Below are 13578 nucleotides of genomic sequence, written 5' to 3' on the forward strand. Positions count from 1 at the left end.
GCTGCGGACTACCGCAATGCGGCAGGCCGCATTCATTGATCCTTTTCCAGTATCTTGCGTATCTCTGCCCTTACTCTGTGAATACGGCTTCGCACTGTTCCCATCGGGCATCCCATCCTTACTGCAATCTCGTCATAGCGCAGACCCTCATCCTCGCGCAACAATAATGCCTTTTTCAAGGGAGGCGGAAAATTGGCGATTAATCGAATAATTTCCATCCCCGTTTCCATTGCACTGCATATCTCTTCCGGATTATCTTCATCAACCAAGTCCAATGCATCAACGACATTATCTGCGTCATCAATCAAATCAACCGAACTTAAATTAACTTCCCCGCCACTACTATAATTAGACTTTATATTGCGCATGGCCATTGAATATAACTTCGGATAAAACATCGAATGCCCACATCCTCTTTTAAACCATAGAAAGACATTGAGAAATATAAACTGAACCATGTCATCAATATCCTCCTCGCGATGAATGGACTGACTTACCAAATTTCTTATACGGATACGATATCTGATATACAGCGCATGAAATTCCGATACAGTATTCAGACAATTAATTTCTAATGAGAAATTTTCATTTCCATCGGACATGCATCACTCACTGTAGCCCAAGTTGATCTCATATCCTAGCAGCAAGAATATATCCTCAAGCTAACACCCAAAAGAACATTGATTTATATCAATACATGCAATACAAGATATTTAATATTATAAAAAAATAAATATATGTCCCATCAAGAAACAATTAACCAGGAAATATTTTTTATGCACGTAAAAATAACACTGTTCCAGACTTAATTAAATCTATCGAAGTAATTAATGTTTCCCTATGGAAATTTTATCTTGATAGCTTATTGACGTGTTTACCTTCGTGCGCAAGGGTAAATTTTTATGTAGTAATATTGAAAAAAAATATTCAAAGCATTTTGGGTGAGCATTCCTGATGATAAAAAAAACAAGCACTTCATACGTCATCGAGTTTACGCAGCGAACGACGCGGGTATTACGGTCGCTCGATGTGGAGTCCGGACGAATGAAGATTGATATCAAGGACACGGCGATGCCGTTCGACACGCGGATAGTCGATGCCTGGGTCAGCATCGAAGACGGCATCCTGTGGCTGGAGCATGAAACGGGAGATGAGTATACGGTGAGAATCAGGCTTGCCACAGTGCTGCGCTGGTCACGTCAACCCAAATGGTAGCCAGGCTGCCGGGCGCCATGCGGCACGTTTCCAGTCTTCCCGGTACAGTTTTTCCATGACATGAGGAAACCTTGAACCCCGGCCGCCATCGTCCACGTGGACAGCGGCGTGGAAAACCAGTGATGCCTGGGCCATCTGCCGTATCCGCACTTCGGCGGAGATGCCCGTTGCCTCATGCTGACCACCGCGCCGCCGGATTTCTTTCTTCGATGCGACTGGCTGTCCCTGTCATGCACATCAACACCCTGGACTTGGCAAAGAAGAATACCCGATGGCACGCCGTCGCTTGACGCCAGCGCCAGCCAATCCCCACCAAATTGCCGCCCGGCTTCTGCATCAAAAGGCATGGGCGCCACATCTAGCGGAGCGTAATACCCCTGCGCAAATTGACACCTCAGCCTGTCATTTTCCTCACTACTCAATGCGGCGCGCAAGGACGTATGCAGGTCTTTCGCATCCTGTTCGCTTCTATACGCCAAAAACACGAGATACTCGAGAGCCGGCTTGAGGGGATGCATTGCCAGGGGCATGAAGAACTGTACGTTGACGTCGTCACGGCCCTTCAATACCTGCGTCATTTTTTGCCCGGTAAACAAATCCACATGGCTTCCCGTCGCCCTTGCCTTCATTCGGCACTGCCGTCGCGGATATGACCGTCACCTTCGCTACCAGGGAGGAACGCCTGACCAATTAACCTAACGCAATATGGCCCTTTTCCGAACCTACTGGTATCAGTTCTTGCGCAGTGGAGCCGCCGTAACAGGCGAAAGAATAGACGGCTAAAAAATACTTCATGCTGCGCTGATGCATTGCCGCCCCCGTCCTTATTTTCCCTATCAGCGCCAGGACCAGCGAGAGCTGGCTGGCCGCGCCGCCTCATGCCTCGTCATTTGGTCTCTGCAGGCACAGTTCTCTTTGCCTGAAAAAAGTAAAAATCCCATCCGGGGCACGATTCGACAAACGATGCAATCTGGGAGTCATTCGTTGCCCTGGATTGCAACAACCCCCGCATTAACTGCGTATTCCGTGACGACACCAGATACACGGTATAAGCATGCCCTACCTCCAAACCATCCAGGAAGCCAAATTCAAAAACAGGTCCAGGTGTGCGTCCCTTGAGAACCTTGTGTACCGCCACCGTATAAACGACGCCACAATTGACCGCAGCACGGATACCCGCGGACCGTTGGCTTATCGCCACTTCATAAACGGCATCAGCACGGGCAAAAGCAGTTTTTTCACTCGCCGTGCTTACCGATCTCGCTTCCGCGCGGGAAACGAAAAACAGACCCATCAAAAGTAAAACTTTCGCTGCCACTTTCAATGCCATCATGTTCCTCAACTCCCTCTACACAAATCCGTCATGTCCTGCTGAAAGCCTGGATACATCAGTTCCCGTGCCAGAACAGCGCCAGCTCCTCTATGTCCGGAGCGCGGCCGCGCAAGCGTGCATGGCGGTCGCGCTTATCCTTGCGGCGCCGGAACCGGCTGCGGCACTGGTGCTGGCTGCGGCGCGGGCGCAGGTGCAGGCTCCTGCACCGCCTTCCCATGCGACTCCTGCCCACCATCGCCTTCGGCCGGCATGGCCAGCGGCGCCGGCGGCGCGCCTTCCTGCAGCAAATCTCCGGGCTCTTCCACCGGTTCGTCCTCTGGTTCCTCGACCGGCTCCACGTGGCGCAGCGGCGGTGGCGGCTTACCGCCGGGGAAGATCGCGTCGCGCGACAGCTTGCCCGTGTCGAGCGCCGTCTTGAAGAAGTCGCCCACCACCAGCACGGCGTTGTGGCCGCCCTGGCCCCAGTAGTTGCTGCGCATGGTAACGCGCGCGTCATTGAAGCCGACCCAGGCGCCGCCCACCAGTTCCGGGTGCATCAGGATGAACCAGCCGTCCGCATTGTTTTGCGTGGTGCCGCTCTTGCCGGCCACGTCGGAGCGGATGCCGAAGCGGCTGCGGATGGCCGTGCCCGTGCCGCGGTCGATCACGCCGCGCATCATGTCCGTCAGGGTGGCGGCCGATTCTGCCTGCATGGCGCGCTTGGGCTTGTCTTCGCCGAAACGGGCGATGACCTTGCCTTCGCGGTCCGTGATGTGCGTGACGACAAACGGCAGGCGCGCCTCGCCTTGGGCCGCGATGCTGGCGTAGGCGTTGACCATTTCCAGCAAGGTGACGGGACTGGTGCCCAGCGCCAGGGACGGCACTTTTTCCAGCTTGCTGTCGCGGATACCGAGAGCGCGCGCCAGCTTGATGATCGGCGGCAAGCCGACGTCCTGCATCACTTGCGCCGTGATGGTGTTTTTCGAATACACGAGGCCATCGCGCATGGTCATGTCGCGCCCCGTCGTGCCGCTCATGTCCGTCGGGCGCCATTTGGTGCCGTCGGCAGCCTTGATATCCATCACTTCATCGCGGTAGACGTGCTCGGGGCTCAAACCCTTTTCCAGCGCCGCGCCATACACGATGGGTTTGAAGGTGGAACCGGGCTGGCGCGCCGCCTGCGATACGTGGTCGAACTGTTCGCGCGCAAAGTCGCGGCTGCCCACCCAGGCGCGCACGGCGCCCGTGGCCGGGTCCATGGCCGTAAAGCCCGCTTCCAGGCGCGTCTTCGACTTGCGCAGGGCTGCCATGAACGCACGGTCGCCCTTCAGCTGCGCCAGCGCCGCTTCCGGCGTGCCGCCGGCGGCCGTCAGCTTGCGGTAATCGCCCGACTCGCGCACGAAAGCGTCGAGCAGGGCCGGATGCGACTTCCAGAAATAATCAAACGCCACGCTGCCGCCCTGCATGCCCGCATACATGCCGGTCGAGGTGGACGATGGCACGCCGGCGCGGCTCCATTCCACGTCGGCGATCGCCTGCAAGGCATTAGCCTGGCGCTCGACGGCACGCTCTGCCGCCTGCTGCAAGTCGTAATCGAGCGTGGTGTGCACCACGAGGGCGTCCAGTTCCAGGTTGTAATCGTTTTCGTCAGCCCACTCGATCAGCCACTTGCGCACATAGGCCGTGAAATGGCTGTCCGATTGCGCCCGCTCGCTCTGGCGCTCGAAATGCAGGCGCAGCGGCCGTTTCACCAGTTGCTTGTAGCGCGCCTCGTCGATGACGTCGTGCTTGCGCATCTGCCCCAGTACCACGTTGCGGCGCTGCAGCGAGCGCTCGGGATTACCGACGGGATTGTAGTAATTCGTGCCCTTGAGCATACCGACCAGGGTGGCGCTTTCCAGGATATCGAGGCGCGAAGCGGGTTTGTCGAAATAGGTGCGGGCCGCCATCTCGATGCCGTAGGTGTTGTACAGGAAAGGCACCGTATTCAAATACGCTTCGAGGATTTCCGTCTTGCTGTAGGTGGCCTCGATCTTGAGGGCCGTGATCAGCTCCTTCAGCTTGCGGTTCAGGTTGCGCGAGCGGCCGATTTCTTCGGGAAACATATTGCGCGCGAGCTGCTGCGTGATGGTGGAACCGCCCTGGGGGTTGCCACTCGCCGTGTGCAAGATGGCGCCCGCCGTGCGCGTGAAATCGACGCCGTGGTGGTCGTAGAAACGGTGGTCTTCCGTCGAGATCAGTGCGCTGATCACGTTCGGCGAAATCTGTTTTAACGTGACCCGTTCCTGCAAGCCCTGGTCGAAGCGGGCCAGTTCCTTGCCGTCGGCGCTGACCATGGTGCTCGGCGCGGCCGCGCGCGCCTGGCGCAAGTCGTGGATGCTCGGCGTCAAGGGGATCAGCAGCAGCATGTAGAAGGTCAGCAGCGCCAGCACGGCCAGGAAAGACCATAACCCCAGCACCAGCGCGCGCCGCACCGGCGGCAAGGTCATCAAGTACGCGTGACCACGCCGGTACAAGGCCACCGCCCTCGCCCACGCCGCACTTCCCACGCGCAATGCCTGCGCGCGCGTCCACGTCATTGCCTGCCTTGCTTTTTCCTGAAACTGCTCCATGCCTGATGCCATGCCTGTAACCTTGTCTGATGCCGGAAAATCCGTTTCAGCAAGTATATAGGGCGGGCAACAAAGCGGGCCGGAATTTACGCCAGGCAAGCATCGAGGCGCGCCACAGTGACGCCGACATACGCGCCCACGCAGCGCGCATCATGCGTCGTAAACGGGTTTTCCAGCTGCAGCAGGCCGCAATCGCAGATGACGGGGTCGACCTGGGTCACGACGCACAGCGCCAGGTAGCGCCAGCCGTCAAGCCGGCGCAGGCCCTGCTCCCGGCCAGGATTGGCGCGGAAGATGGCGTCCCAGTCGTCCAGCTCGCCGGGCATGGGCCACAGTTCGAGCTGGACTTGCGTGCCGGCGGCCATCTGCCCGCCGCCGAACTCGTCCATCACGTGCAGGCGCTGGCCGCCCACTTCGATGACGGCTTCCAGGTACTCGCCTTCGGAAGCGATGAAAGTGGCGGCAACGATGCTGGCCGTCACTTTTGCGCCTGCTCCAGCAGCGCCGGCAATTCTTTCAGCATGGCTTCGCGCGTGCGCAGGCCTGCCGACTGCTCGCCCTTCTGCTCGTCCTGCACCAGGCGCGCGAAGACGATGCTGCGTTCGCCCTTGCTGGCCCAGCCCACGAACCAGCCGTAGCCATGCGCTTCATCAAAGCTGCCGTCGGCCTTGCGCGGGAAGGCCGCGCCCGTCTTGCCATGCACTTGCCAGCCGTCCACGTCGGCCAGGCGGGTCAGGCGCCGCGTCTGCTCCATCGCCTGTTTCGACACGGGCAATTGATCGTTGACCAGCTTGCGCAGGAAGCCCAGCTGCTCGAGCGGCGAAATCTTCAGCGAAGAGCTGATCCACGAGCGCTCCAGGCTATTGTCCTTGCCCTTGTCGCCCGACACGTCCGCATTGCCATAACGCAAAGCCTTGGCGTATTTCTGGAAGCGCTCGGCACCCAGCGCCTGCGTGATCTGCTGCGAATACCAGACGACGGAATACTGCATCCAGCGCGACGGGTCCGTATCCTGGCGCCAGGCCTCGCCGCCCCAGTCCACATAGCCCTGGCGGTATGGCAGGCTGGGCTTGTGCTCGTCCTTGAGAAAGCCGGCGTCATAGCCCATCAGGCTGAGTGCGATCTTGAACGTGGATGCGGGCGTGACCCTGTCGAGGCAATTACCCTCCTGCAGCAGGACCGTGCCCGTTTTGGCGTCGGCCATGGCTGTGCAGATGGTGGCGGCCTGGGCTTGCGTGGCGGCCAGTACGGCGCCTGTCAGGCCGAGGATGAACTGGAAGAATGCGCGATATTTCATGGGCCTCCGGGGTTGGGGGAGTAGGACAAAGCGAAATTGTACCGGGCAGCACGGCGCGATGCCAGCGCTGAAACATTGCCTTGACGCTAGCGGCCTGCCGCTGCGCCCGGCTGGCGCTCCCTCTTCAGCCGTTCCTCTTCCAGTTCGTCCATGCCCAGCTTTTCCTCGTCGATCAGCGCATGCTCGCGCCGCTCTCGCTCCACTTGCTCTTCCAGGCTGTCTTCGTCAGGCTCCTGCGCGATTTTCTCCGGCATGCGGTGCTCCTCCACGGTGGTTGGGTGAAAAGCGCAGGCAAGCTTGCCCGCCTGCGCCACGGCATCGTGCGGATGCAGGCTTTCCATATGCCGTACGGTAACACGCGCCTGCGCATAATGTTGCGCCAGCGCCGCCTGCACGCGGCGGGCCGCGTCTTCCACATACATCAGATTAGCACCATTCAAGCGCGCGAACGCCTGCTCGTCCGCCCTTCTCACGGCAGTCTGCAGAGGCGGCGCCATATTTGCAAGTAGCTTGCATTAATATGATGCGATATTTTTCTTGACGCGCTAACACATGTCAGATAATGTTGACACATGAAAGACATAAACACACCACCGACGGGCGAACGCTTGCTGGCCATGCTGGCGGCGCTCGACAACCCGCACCGGCTGCGCATCATCGCGGCGCTGGCCAGCGGCGGGCGCAATTACATCAGCCAGCTGGCGCGCGACCTGGGCATCAGCCGTCCCCTGCTGCATTTGCACCTGCAAAAGCTGGAACACGCGGGACTGGTCACCAGCCAGCTGGAGCTGTCGCACGACGGCAAGGCCCTCAACTATTTCGAGGCCAGCCCATTTGAATTGCGGCTGACGCCGGCCAGCATCGCCGCGGCGACATCCTCGCTCACTCCCAACCCGGATCAATCCTGAACTGTAGAGGTCATCATGTCTGAAAATATCTTTTTTGCCGCCTTCTTCTTCCCCTGCACGGCCGCCGTCATCATCTTCGCCTTCAAATACACATCCGGCATCGTGCAGGCGCGCGCCAGGCTGGCGCAGGACGGCGCCTACCAGGAGCTGGCCAAGTCGATGGCCGCCGCACAGGTGGAAACGGCAGCGTCGCTGGCCGCCTTGAGCGCATCCGTGGCGCAGATCCAGGCGCGCCTGGGCAGCCTGGAAACCATCCTCAAGGAAGTCGAATAAAGCCCTTCATCGCCCCCCCATGACCAGGAGACCGCACCATGAATACCGTATCGACCGCCCGTCTGTATGCGCTGCGCGCCATGTATCTGCTGGTCGTCCTGGGCCTCGGCAGCGTGCTGTGGCCCGGCATCGTCACGCCGCACGCGCCGTGGGAACTGATGCGCGGCACCGTGAACTGCATGCTGGCCGCGTTTTCATTGCTGTGTTTGCTGGGTTTGCGCTATCCGCTGCAGATGCTGCCCGTGTTGCTGTGGGAAGCGCTGTGGAAGACCCTGTGGCTGCTGCTCGTGCCGCTGCCGCAATGGCTGCACGGCGGGGCGGATCCCGCCACCATGCAATATGTGTTTGAAATATCGTTCGTCGTGCTCGTCTACCTGGCCATTCCGTGGCGCTACGTGCATGCCCAGTACGTACGCAAGCCAGGTACGCCATGGCGCCAGCTCAGGCAGCCTTGCGAAACGTCAAATTGATGCGCTGGGCGCCCAGCACCGCGTGTTCGCCTTCCTTCAGCGGCGCCACGCCGTGGAAGCGCAGGCGGTCGGCGCCGCCCCACACCACGACGTCGCCATGCAGCAGGCCGATGCGCGCCGCTTTGTCGGCCCGCTCTGCGCCGCCGAACAGGAAGGTGGCGGGCAAGCCCAGCGAGACGGAAACGATGGGCGCGTTGAAATCGCATTCATCGCGGTCCTGGTGCAAGGCCATGCGTGCTCCGGGCGCATAGCGGTTGACCAGGCAGGCGTCGGGAACAAAGCCCGGATAGCCGGCGGCCAGCGCCGCCGCCTGCGCCAGGCGCAGGAACACGGGCGGCATCGGCGGCCAAGGCAAACCGCTGGCCGGATCGAGGCGCGCATAGCGGTAGCCGCGTCCATCCGTGACCCAGCCAAGAGGGCCGCAATTGCTCATGGCGACCGACATGCGCAAGCCGCCCGGCGTGGCCATGTGGCGCAGGGGCGCCGCCAGCACGATGGCGTCCAGCGCCGGCAGCACCTCATCCAGGTAAGGCAGCGCAAAACCGCGCAGCAGGACGGACGCGGACGAGCCCGGCACCAGCGGCGCGGGGCCGGCCGGGACTTGCTCTTCATCGGCGAACAGGGACAGGTTCATGTTGCCTATTTTAGCCGCGCCACACAAAAAGCGCGCGCGGCTGTCCCATGGTGCGCTACAGTAGCGCTTCCAGCCACTACCGCCCTCTTTCACGATGGATCATTACGCCGATTTGCTGCAAACCCTGGCGCAACAGGAAGAATCCCTGCAATTCGAACGCTTCGACAACGACGCCGCGCTGGCCGTGGGCCTGTGGATCGTCGAAGAAGTGCGCAAGCGGGGCAAGGCCGTCACCGTCAACATCACGCGCAATGGCCAAGTGCTGTTCCACCACGCCATGACGGGCGCCACGGCCGACCAGGCGGACTGGATACGCCGCAAGAACAACACGGTGCAGCGCTTTTGCCGCAGTTCCTACTACATGGGCATCTCGTATAAAAGCCGCGGCAGCACCTTTGAAGACGTGAAATACCTCGACGATATCGAGTACGCGGGCCACGGCGGCGCTTTCCCCCTGCTGATACGCGGCGTGGGACTAGTGGGCACGGTAACCGTGTCCGGCCTGGCGCAGGCGGACGACCACGCGTTGGTGGTGGCCGCGCTGCAGGCGCAGCTGGAACGCTAGGTTTCCAGCGCCCGGCGCAAGGCGGCGCGCGCCAGCAGCCTTGTGGAATCGAGGGTCGGCAGCGGCGAATTGGCGTCGCTGATGATCAGCGGGATTTCCGTGCAGCCGAGGATGACGGCGTCGCAGCCCTGCTCGCGCAAGCCGCCGATGATGGCCTGGAAACGCGCCACGCTGCCCGGATTGACCACGCCCGGCACCAGTTCTTCCATGATGATGCGGTTGATCTCGCTGCGTTCGTCCTCGCCGGGGCGCACGCAAGCGATGCCGCGCGCGGCCAGCTTGTCCGGATACACGGCGCTGTCGACCAGCCAGCGCGTGCCCGTCAAGCCCACCTGCTTGAAACCACGCGCGGCCGCCTCGGCGGCGACGACGTCGGCGATATGCAGCCACGGCAGCGGCGAACGGGGCGCCGTCAGCTCGAACGCCTGGTGGATGGTGTTGTCGGGGCAAATCAGGAACTCCGCGCCGGCCGCGTGCAGCTTGTGCGCCGACGCCAGCATCAGCTCGGCCACGCCGGCCAGGTCGCCCCCGTTCAGACAATCCACGTAGCGCGCCAGCGGCGGCGTGTGCATCGATACTTCCGGGTGTTCATACGCTCCCAGCGCATGCGCGCCCTCTTCGCAGATCGTGCGGTAGCACAGGGCCGCGCCTTCGGCCGAACAGCCGACGATGCCGATATGTTTGCTCATGCTCTTCCTCCTTGATTAAATGCGCTGGCCGCCGTCGATGGGAATTTCCGCGCCCGTGATGTACGAGGCGCGCTCGCTGCACAGGAACTCCACCAAATCCGCCACTTCTGCCGTCGTGCCCAGGCGGCGCAGGGGGATTTGCGTGTCGACGATATGCGAGGTGCCAGGCGACAGGATGGCCGTGTCGATCTCGCCCGGCGCGATGGCGTTCACGCGCACGTTCAGCGGCGCCATGTCGTTGGCCATTTCGCGCGTCAGCGACGCCAGCGCCGCCTTCGAACTGGCGTAAGCGGAACCGGCAAACGGGTGCACGCGGTAGCCGGCGATCGAGCACAGGTTTACGACGGAGCCGTGCGCGTTCGACAATTCCTGCGCAAAGCCGCGCGTCAGGGCCAGCGGCGCAAAGAAATTCGTGTTGTACATTTCCTGCCACGTCTGCATGTCGGTGGTCAGCGAATTGACGCGCGAGCCGCCCGGCCCTTTCGGCGACACGCCCGCATTGTTTACCAGCGCATGCAATTTGGAGTCGCCCAGCATGGGGCGCAGGGTGTCGACCATCTGTCCGATCTGGCTCAGGTCCGACAAATCCATGCACACATGCGTGTTGTGCTCCTGGCTGCGCGGGCAGCCACCGGGAATCGGGCTGCGCGAGACGGTGATGACCCGCCAGCCCAGGCTACGGAAGCGCTCGGCCACCGCATGGCCAATGCCGCGGCTGGCGCCGGTGACGATGGCGGTTTTCTGTTCAGTCGTGTGCTTCATGTTCGTCATGTTCTTCCTCGTCCTTTTCTTTCTGTATTGCCCCGGCGTGCATGCGCTCCTGCCGCATCACATACGCGAGCATCTGCGTCCCGCCGTCGAGAATGTCCTGTTCGATCGCGCGCCGTGCGGCCGCGCCGTCGCGCTGGCGCAGCGCGCTGATGATGGCGTGGTGGTGGCCCACCCGCATGTCGGGCGAAAAGCTGGCGTAGCCGGCGGCGATCAGCGGCGCCGTCTGCATCCACAGATGGTCGACGAAACGTTTCAATGTCGGCATGCCGGCCGCCTGCGCCAGGCCCAGGTGAAACGCCTGGTTGCATTGCAGGGCCGCCGGCAAGTCGTGGCGCGCGATGGCCTCTTCGTTCGCCTGCAGCAGGCGCTCGAGGTCGGCCAGGGTGGCGTCGTCGATGCGCTGCGCCGCCTCGAACGCGCCCAAGCCTTCCAGCTCCAGGCGCAGCGCGCGGATTTCCAGGTAGCGCGCCACGCTCAGCACGGGCACGCGGAAGTCGCGCGGCGAGCGCAGCACCAGCGCTTCTTCCTGCACCAGTTGCAGCATGGCGTCGCGCACGGGCGTCACGCTCGTGCCCAGCTGCAGCGCCAGTTCGCGGATGCGCAGCCGGTCGTTGGGCTGGAAGCGCCCGGCCGCCAGCGCATCGCGCAGCGTCGCATACACGGACTTGCCCAGATTGACGTGCACCAGACTGTCCAGGGGATGGTTCATAGTGGTTTTCAGATTCAAATAATTATGATGCATCATACATCAAGAGATAAAACAGTGTTTTTGCACGCGTGCGCCGCAGACAGGACGCAGCGCAAGCACGTACAATCAGCCGCCACCGTATCGAAAGGAGCACACTTGAACTGGGATTATCCGCACGCCCACACCCTGCCCGTCACGCCGGAACCTGGCGACATCGACGGCTTGCAGCACACGAACAACGCCGTCTATGTGCGCTGGTGCGAGCATATCGCCTGGCACCACTCGGCCACCCTGGGGCTGGACCTCGACGATTACCGGCGCCTGGACCGGGCCATGGCGATACGCCGCGGTGAATACGATTACCTGCTGCCGACGCGCGCCGGCGAAGCGCTGACCCTGGCCACCTGGCTGTGCGCCAGCGATGGCCGCTCCAGCATGGAACGGCGCTTCCAGCTGGTGCGCGACAGCGACGGCGCCACCGTCGTGCGCGGACGCTGGGACTTGATCTGCATCGAATTGAGCAGCGGCCGCGCGCGCCGCCTGCCGCCCGAGTTTTTGGCCGTGTACGAACCGGCCATCGTCGCGGCCGGCGCGCTGCGCGCAGACGACTAGGCCACCGTTTTGCGCGCCGTTCGGCGAAGATGCGGGGCTTTTCTTGCGCCCCCGCAGTGCAACATGCATTTCGCTCCTGCTTTGCCCGTCCATGCTTTAGAATCAGCGACCTCAGCCCCGTAAAAACAGGATAAAACATATGACGGCAGTCGGGAATACCGAACCACAAGAGCTCAAGCGCGGCCTGAAAAGCCGCCACATCCAGCTCATCGCCCTGGGCGGCGCCATCGGCACCGGCCTGTTTCTGGGCATCGCGCAAACCATCAAGATGGCCGGACCTTCCGTGCTGCTCGGCTATGGCATCGCCGGCGTCATCGCCTTCATGATCATGCGCCAGCTGGGCGAGATGGTGGTCGACGAACCCGTCGCCGGCTCCTTCAGCTATTTCGCCGACAAATACTGCGGCCACCTGCCCGGCTTTTTGTCGGGCTGGAATTACTGGGTGCTGTATGTGCTCGTCAGCATGGCCGAACTGACGGCCGTCGGCATCTACGTGCAGTACTGGTGGCCGGGCGTGCCGACCTGGGTCTCGGCCCTCATCTTCTTTTGCGCCATCAACGCCATCAGCCTGCTCAATGTGAAGGCCTTCGGCGAGATGGAATTCTGGTTCGCCATCATCAAGGTGGTCGCCATCATCGGCATGATCGTCTTCGGCGCTTACCTGCTCGCTTCCGGCGACGCGGGCCCGCAGGCGTCGGTAGCGAACTTGTGGCAGCACGGCGGCTTCTTCCCGAATGGCTGGCAGGGGCTGGTGATGGCCATGGCCGTCATCATGTTCTCGTTCGGCGGCCTGGAACTGGTCGGCATCACGGCGGCCGAGGCGGATGACCCGAGCACGACGATCCCGCGCGCCACCAACCAGGCCATCTACCGCATCCTGATTTTCTATATCGGCGCGCTGGGCATTTTGCTGTCGCTGTACCCATGGCAAAACGTCGTCACCGGCGGCAGCCCGTTTGTCCTGATCTTCCATGCGCTCGACAGCAACCTGGTGGCCACGGCCCTGAACGTCGTGGTGCTGACGGCCGCCCTGTCCGTGTACAACAGCGGCGTGTACTGCAACACGCGCATGCTGTTCGGCCTGGCCAAGCAAGGCAATGCGCCGCGCGCGCTGCTGCACCTGAACCGCCGCGGCGTGCCGCTGGTGGCACTGGGCGTGTCCGCGCTGGCCACGGGCGCCTGCGTGGTGGTCAATTACTTCATGCCGGGCGAAGCGTTCGAAGTGCTGATGGGCCTCGTGGTCTCGGCGCTGATCATCAACTGGGCCATGATCAGCTGGATCCATTTGCGTTTCCGCGCGCAGAAGAAGGCCGAGGGCAAGACGACCCTGTTCCAGAGCCTGGGCTACCCGTTCACCAACTACCTGTGCCTGGTCTTCCTGGCCGGCATCCTCGTGATCATGTATTTGACGCCGGGCCTGCGCATCTCCGTCTACCTGATCCCCGTGTGGCTCGCCGCGCTGGGCATCGGCTACTGGATCAAGCAAAACAAGGCCAAGGCATAGGCATAGGCTTGCGCAGTATTTTGCAATC

General features: G+C 61.6%; 17 protein-coding genes and 1 pseudogene. 7 read left to right on the forward strand and 11 right to left on the reverse strand.

The genetic code is table 11. The annotated features are described in order from the left end of the window. Positions 1 to 32: 32 nt before the first annotated feature. Complete coding sequence (locus MRBLMS1_RS01135; protein WP_485877271.1) at positions 33 to 602, reverse strand: sigma-70 family RNA polymerase sigma factor; 570 nt, start codon at positions 600 to 602, stop codon at positions 33 to 35. A gap of 442 nt (positions 603 to 1044) precedes the next feature. Here MRBLMS1_RS01135 and MRBLMS1_RS01140 point away from each other — a divergent pair, with 442 nt between their 5' ends. Then, the gene (locus MRBLMS1_RS01140) at positions 1045 to 1215 is read left to right on the forward strand and encodes a hypothetical protein (protein ID WP_175444525.1); all 171 of its coding nucleotides are present in this window, start codon (positions 1045 to 1047) and stop codon (positions 1213 to 1215) included. On the opposite strand, the gene MRBLMS1_RS01145 is transcribed toward MRBLMS1_RS01140, so the two are convergent. The 6 genes and pseudogenes from MRBLMS1_RS01145 to MRBLMS1_RS01170 form a co-directional block, all read right to left on the reverse strand. Then, positions 1200 to 1817, reverse strand: coding sequence for a hypothetical protein (locus tag MRBLMS1_RS01145; RefSeq protein ID WP_456149964.1), 618 nt, complete (start codon positions 1815 to 1817; stop codon positions 1200 to 1202). The two genes, MRBLMS1_RS01140 and MRBLMS1_RS01145, sit on opposite strands and share 16 nt — an antisense overlap. Before the next feature lie 284 nt (positions 1818 to 2101). Continuing rightward, a complete protein-coding gene (locus MRBLMS1_RS01150) occupies positions 2102 to 2548 on the reverse strand; it encodes a hypothetical protein (RefSeq protein WP_456149965.1) in 447 nt (148 codons plus the stop codon). A 131-nt stretch (positions 2549 to 2679) separates the two neighbouring features. After that, on the reverse strand, positions 2680 to 5151 hold the full coding sequence (locus tag MRBLMS1_RS01155; RefSeq protein WP_485877274.1) for a penicillin-binding protein 1A: 2472 nt from the start codon (positions 5149 to 5151) through the stop codon (positions 2680 to 2682). A gap of 74 nt (positions 5152 to 5225) precedes the next feature. Continuing rightward, positions 5226 to 5621 carry a hypothetical protein gene (locus MRBLMS1_RS01160; protein ID WP_485877276.1) on the reverse strand — a complete coding sequence of 132 codons (396 nt, stop codon included), beginning with the start codon at positions 5619 to 5621 and terminating at the stop codon, positions 5226 to 5228. After that, complete coding sequence (gene blaOXA, locus MRBLMS1_RS01165) at positions 5618 to 6436, reverse strand: class D beta-lactamase (RefSeq protein WP_128143039.1); 819 nt, start codon at positions 6434 to 6436, stop codon at positions 5618 to 5620. Before blaOXA ends, MRBLMS1_RS01160 begins: the two co-directional genes overlap by 4 nt. Before the next feature lie 293 nt (positions 6437 to 6729). Then, positions 6730 to 6933: pseudogene (locus MRBLMS1_RS01170) on the reverse strand (GTP cyclohydrolase, FolE2/MptA family); the annotation flags it as partial. Between the two features lie 75 nt (positions 6934 to 7008). On the opposite strand from MRBLMS1_RS01170, the gene MRBLMS1_RS01175 reads away from it, so the two are divergent. The 3 genes from MRBLMS1_RS01175 to MRBLMS1_RS01185 are packed head-to-tail and all read left to right on the forward strand — an operon-like array spanning position 7009 to position 8087. Then, positions 7009 to 7344 (forward strand): ArsR/SmtB family transcription factor, encoded by a 336-nt coding sequence (locus tag MRBLMS1_RS01175; protein ID WP_485877278.1) that lies wholly within the window; start codon positions 7009 to 7011, stop codon positions 7342 to 7344. Between the two features lie 15 nt (positions 7345 to 7359). Further along, positions 7360 to 7617, forward strand: a complete 258-nt coding sequence (locus tag MRBLMS1_RS01180; RefSeq protein ID WP_485877280.1) for a hypothetical protein — start codon at positions 7360 to 7362, stop codon at positions 7615 to 7617. Positions 7618 to 7655: 38 nt separating this feature from the next. After that, positions 7656 to 8087, forward strand: a complete 432-nt coding sequence (locus tag MRBLMS1_RS01185; protein ID WP_485877281.1) for a hypothetical protein — start codon at positions 7656 to 7658, stop codon at positions 8085 to 8087. Here the strand turns inward: MRBLMS1_RS01185 and alkB are convergent. Then, positions 8059 to 8721 carry a DNA oxidative demethylase AlkB gene (gene alkB, locus MRBLMS1_RS01190; RefSeq protein ID WP_485877282.1) on the reverse strand — a complete coding sequence of 221 codons (663 nt, stop codon included), beginning with the start codon at positions 8719 to 8721 and terminating at the stop codon, positions 8059 to 8061. The two genes, MRBLMS1_RS01185 and alkB, sit on opposite strands and share 29 nt — an antisense overlap. A gap of 94 nt (positions 8722 to 8815) precedes the next feature. Between alkB and MRBLMS1_RS01195 the strand changes: the two genes are divergently transcribed. Further along, positions 8816 to 9286: a heme-degrading domain-containing protein gene (locus tag MRBLMS1_RS01195; RefSeq protein WP_046682905.1), complete on the forward strand. Its 471-nt coding sequence runs from the start codon at positions 8816 to 8818 to the stop codon at positions 9284 to 9286. Here the strand turns inward: MRBLMS1_RS01195 and MRBLMS1_RS01200 are convergent. From MRBLMS1_RS01200 to MRBLMS1_RS01210, 3 genes are read right to left on the reverse strand one after another with little or no spacing between them, the layout of a single operon-like run. Then, positions 9283 to 9975 carry an aspartate/glutamate racemase family protein gene (locus MRBLMS1_RS01200; RefSeq protein ID WP_485877284.1) on the reverse strand — a complete coding sequence of 231 codons (693 nt, stop codon included), beginning with the start codon at positions 9973 to 9975 and terminating at the stop codon, positions 9283 to 9285. The genes MRBLMS1_RS01195 and MRBLMS1_RS01200 overlap by 4 nt on opposite strands. A 15-nt stretch (positions 9976 to 9990) precedes the next feature. Next, complete coding sequence (locus tag MRBLMS1_RS01205) at positions 9991 to 10737, reverse strand: SDR family NAD(P)-dependent oxidoreductase (protein ID WP_058050987.1); 747 nt, start codon at positions 10735 to 10737, stop codon at positions 9991 to 9993. Beyond that, positions 10721 to 11455, reverse strand: a complete 735-nt coding sequence (locus MRBLMS1_RS01210) for a GntR family transcriptional regulator (RefSeq protein WP_485877286.1) — start codon at positions 11453 to 11455, stop codon at positions 10721 to 10723. Before MRBLMS1_RS01210 ends, MRBLMS1_RS01205 begins: the two co-directional genes overlap by 17 nt. 135 nt (positions 11456 to 11590) lie before the next feature. Here MRBLMS1_RS01210 and MRBLMS1_RS01215 point away from each other — a divergent pair, with 135 nt between their 5' ends. Together MRBLMS1_RS01215 and MRBLMS1_RS01220 are read left to right on the forward strand one after the other, a co-directional pair. Further along, positions 11591 to 12046, forward strand: a complete 456-nt coding sequence (locus tag MRBLMS1_RS01215; RefSeq protein WP_456149972.1) for an acyl-CoA thioesterase — start codon at positions 11591 to 11593, stop codon at positions 12044 to 12046. A 139-nt stretch (positions 12047 to 12185) separates the two neighbouring features. Next, positions 12186 to 13550: an amino acid permease gene (locus tag MRBLMS1_RS01220; protein ID WP_128143031.1), complete on the forward strand. Its 1365-nt coding sequence runs from the start codon at positions 12186 to 12188 to the stop codon at positions 13548 to 13550. Positions 13551 to 13578: the final 28 nt, after the last annotated feature.

The organism is Massilia sp. LMS1-1-1.1, assembly GCF_040815535.1.
Taxonomy (GTDB): domain Bacteria; phylum Pseudomonadota; class Gammaproteobacteria; order Burkholderiales; family Burkholderiaceae_D; genus Janthinobacterium; species Janthinobacterium aestuarii.

Bases quoted from the DNA above. Each gene is read 5' to 3' on its own strand.
- MRBLMS1_RS01135 (WP_485877271.1), bottom strand. From the start codon at position 602: ATGTCCGATGGAAATGAAAATTTCTCATTAGAAATTAATTGTCTGAAT.
- MRBLMS1_RS01140 (WP_175444525.1), top strand. From the start codon at position 1,045: ATGAAGATTGATATCAAGGACACGGCGATGCCGTTCGACACGCGGATA.
- MRBLMS1_RS01150 (WP_456149965.1), bottom strand. From the start codon at position 2,548: ATGATGGCATTGAAAGTGGCAGCGAAAGTTTTACTTTTGATGGGTCTG.
- MRBLMS1_RS01155 (WP_485877274.1), bottom strand. From the start codon at position 5,151: ATGGCATCAGGCATGGAGCAGTTTCAGGAAAAAGCAAGGCAGGCAATG.
- blaOXA (WP_128143039.1), bottom strand. From the start codon at position 6,436: ATGAAATATCGCGCATTCTTCCAGTTCATCCTCGGCCTGACAGGCGCC.
- MRBLMS1_RS01175 (WP_485877278.1), top strand. From the start codon at position 7,009: ATGAAAGACATAAACACACCACCGACGGGCGAACGCTTGCTGGCCATG.
- MRBLMS1_RS01180 (WP_485877280.1), top strand. From the start codon at position 7,360: ATGTCTGAAAATATCTTTTTTGCCGCCTTCTTCTTCCCCTGCACGGCC.
- MRBLMS1_RS01185 (WP_485877281.1), top strand. From the start codon at position 7,656: ATGAATACCGTATCGACCGCCCGTCTGTATGCGCTGCGCGCCATGTAT.
- alkB (WP_485877282.1), bottom strand. From the start codon at position 8,721: ATGAACCTGTCCCTGTTCGCCGATGAAGAGCAAGTCCCGGCCGGCCCC.
- MRBLMS1_RS01195 (WP_046682905.1), top strand. From the start codon at position 8,816: ATGGATCATTACGCCGATTTGCTGCAAACCCTGGCGCAACAGGAAGAA.
- MRBLMS1_RS01200 (WP_485877284.1), bottom strand. From the start codon at position 9,975: ATGAGCAAACATATCGGCATCGTCGGCTGTTCGGCCGAAGGCGCGGCC.
- MRBLMS1_RS01205 (WP_058050987.1), bottom strand. From the start codon at position 10,737: ATGAAGCACACGACTGAACAGAAAACCGCCATCGTCACCGGCGCCAGC.
- MRBLMS1_RS01210 (WP_485877286.1), bottom strand. From the start codon at position 11,455: ATGAACCATCCCCTGGACAGTCTGGTGCACGTCAATCTGGGCAAGTCC.
- MRBLMS1_RS01220 (WP_128143031.1), top strand. From the start codon at position 12,186: ATGACGGCAGTCGGGAATACCGAACCACAAGAGCTCAAGCGCGGCCTG.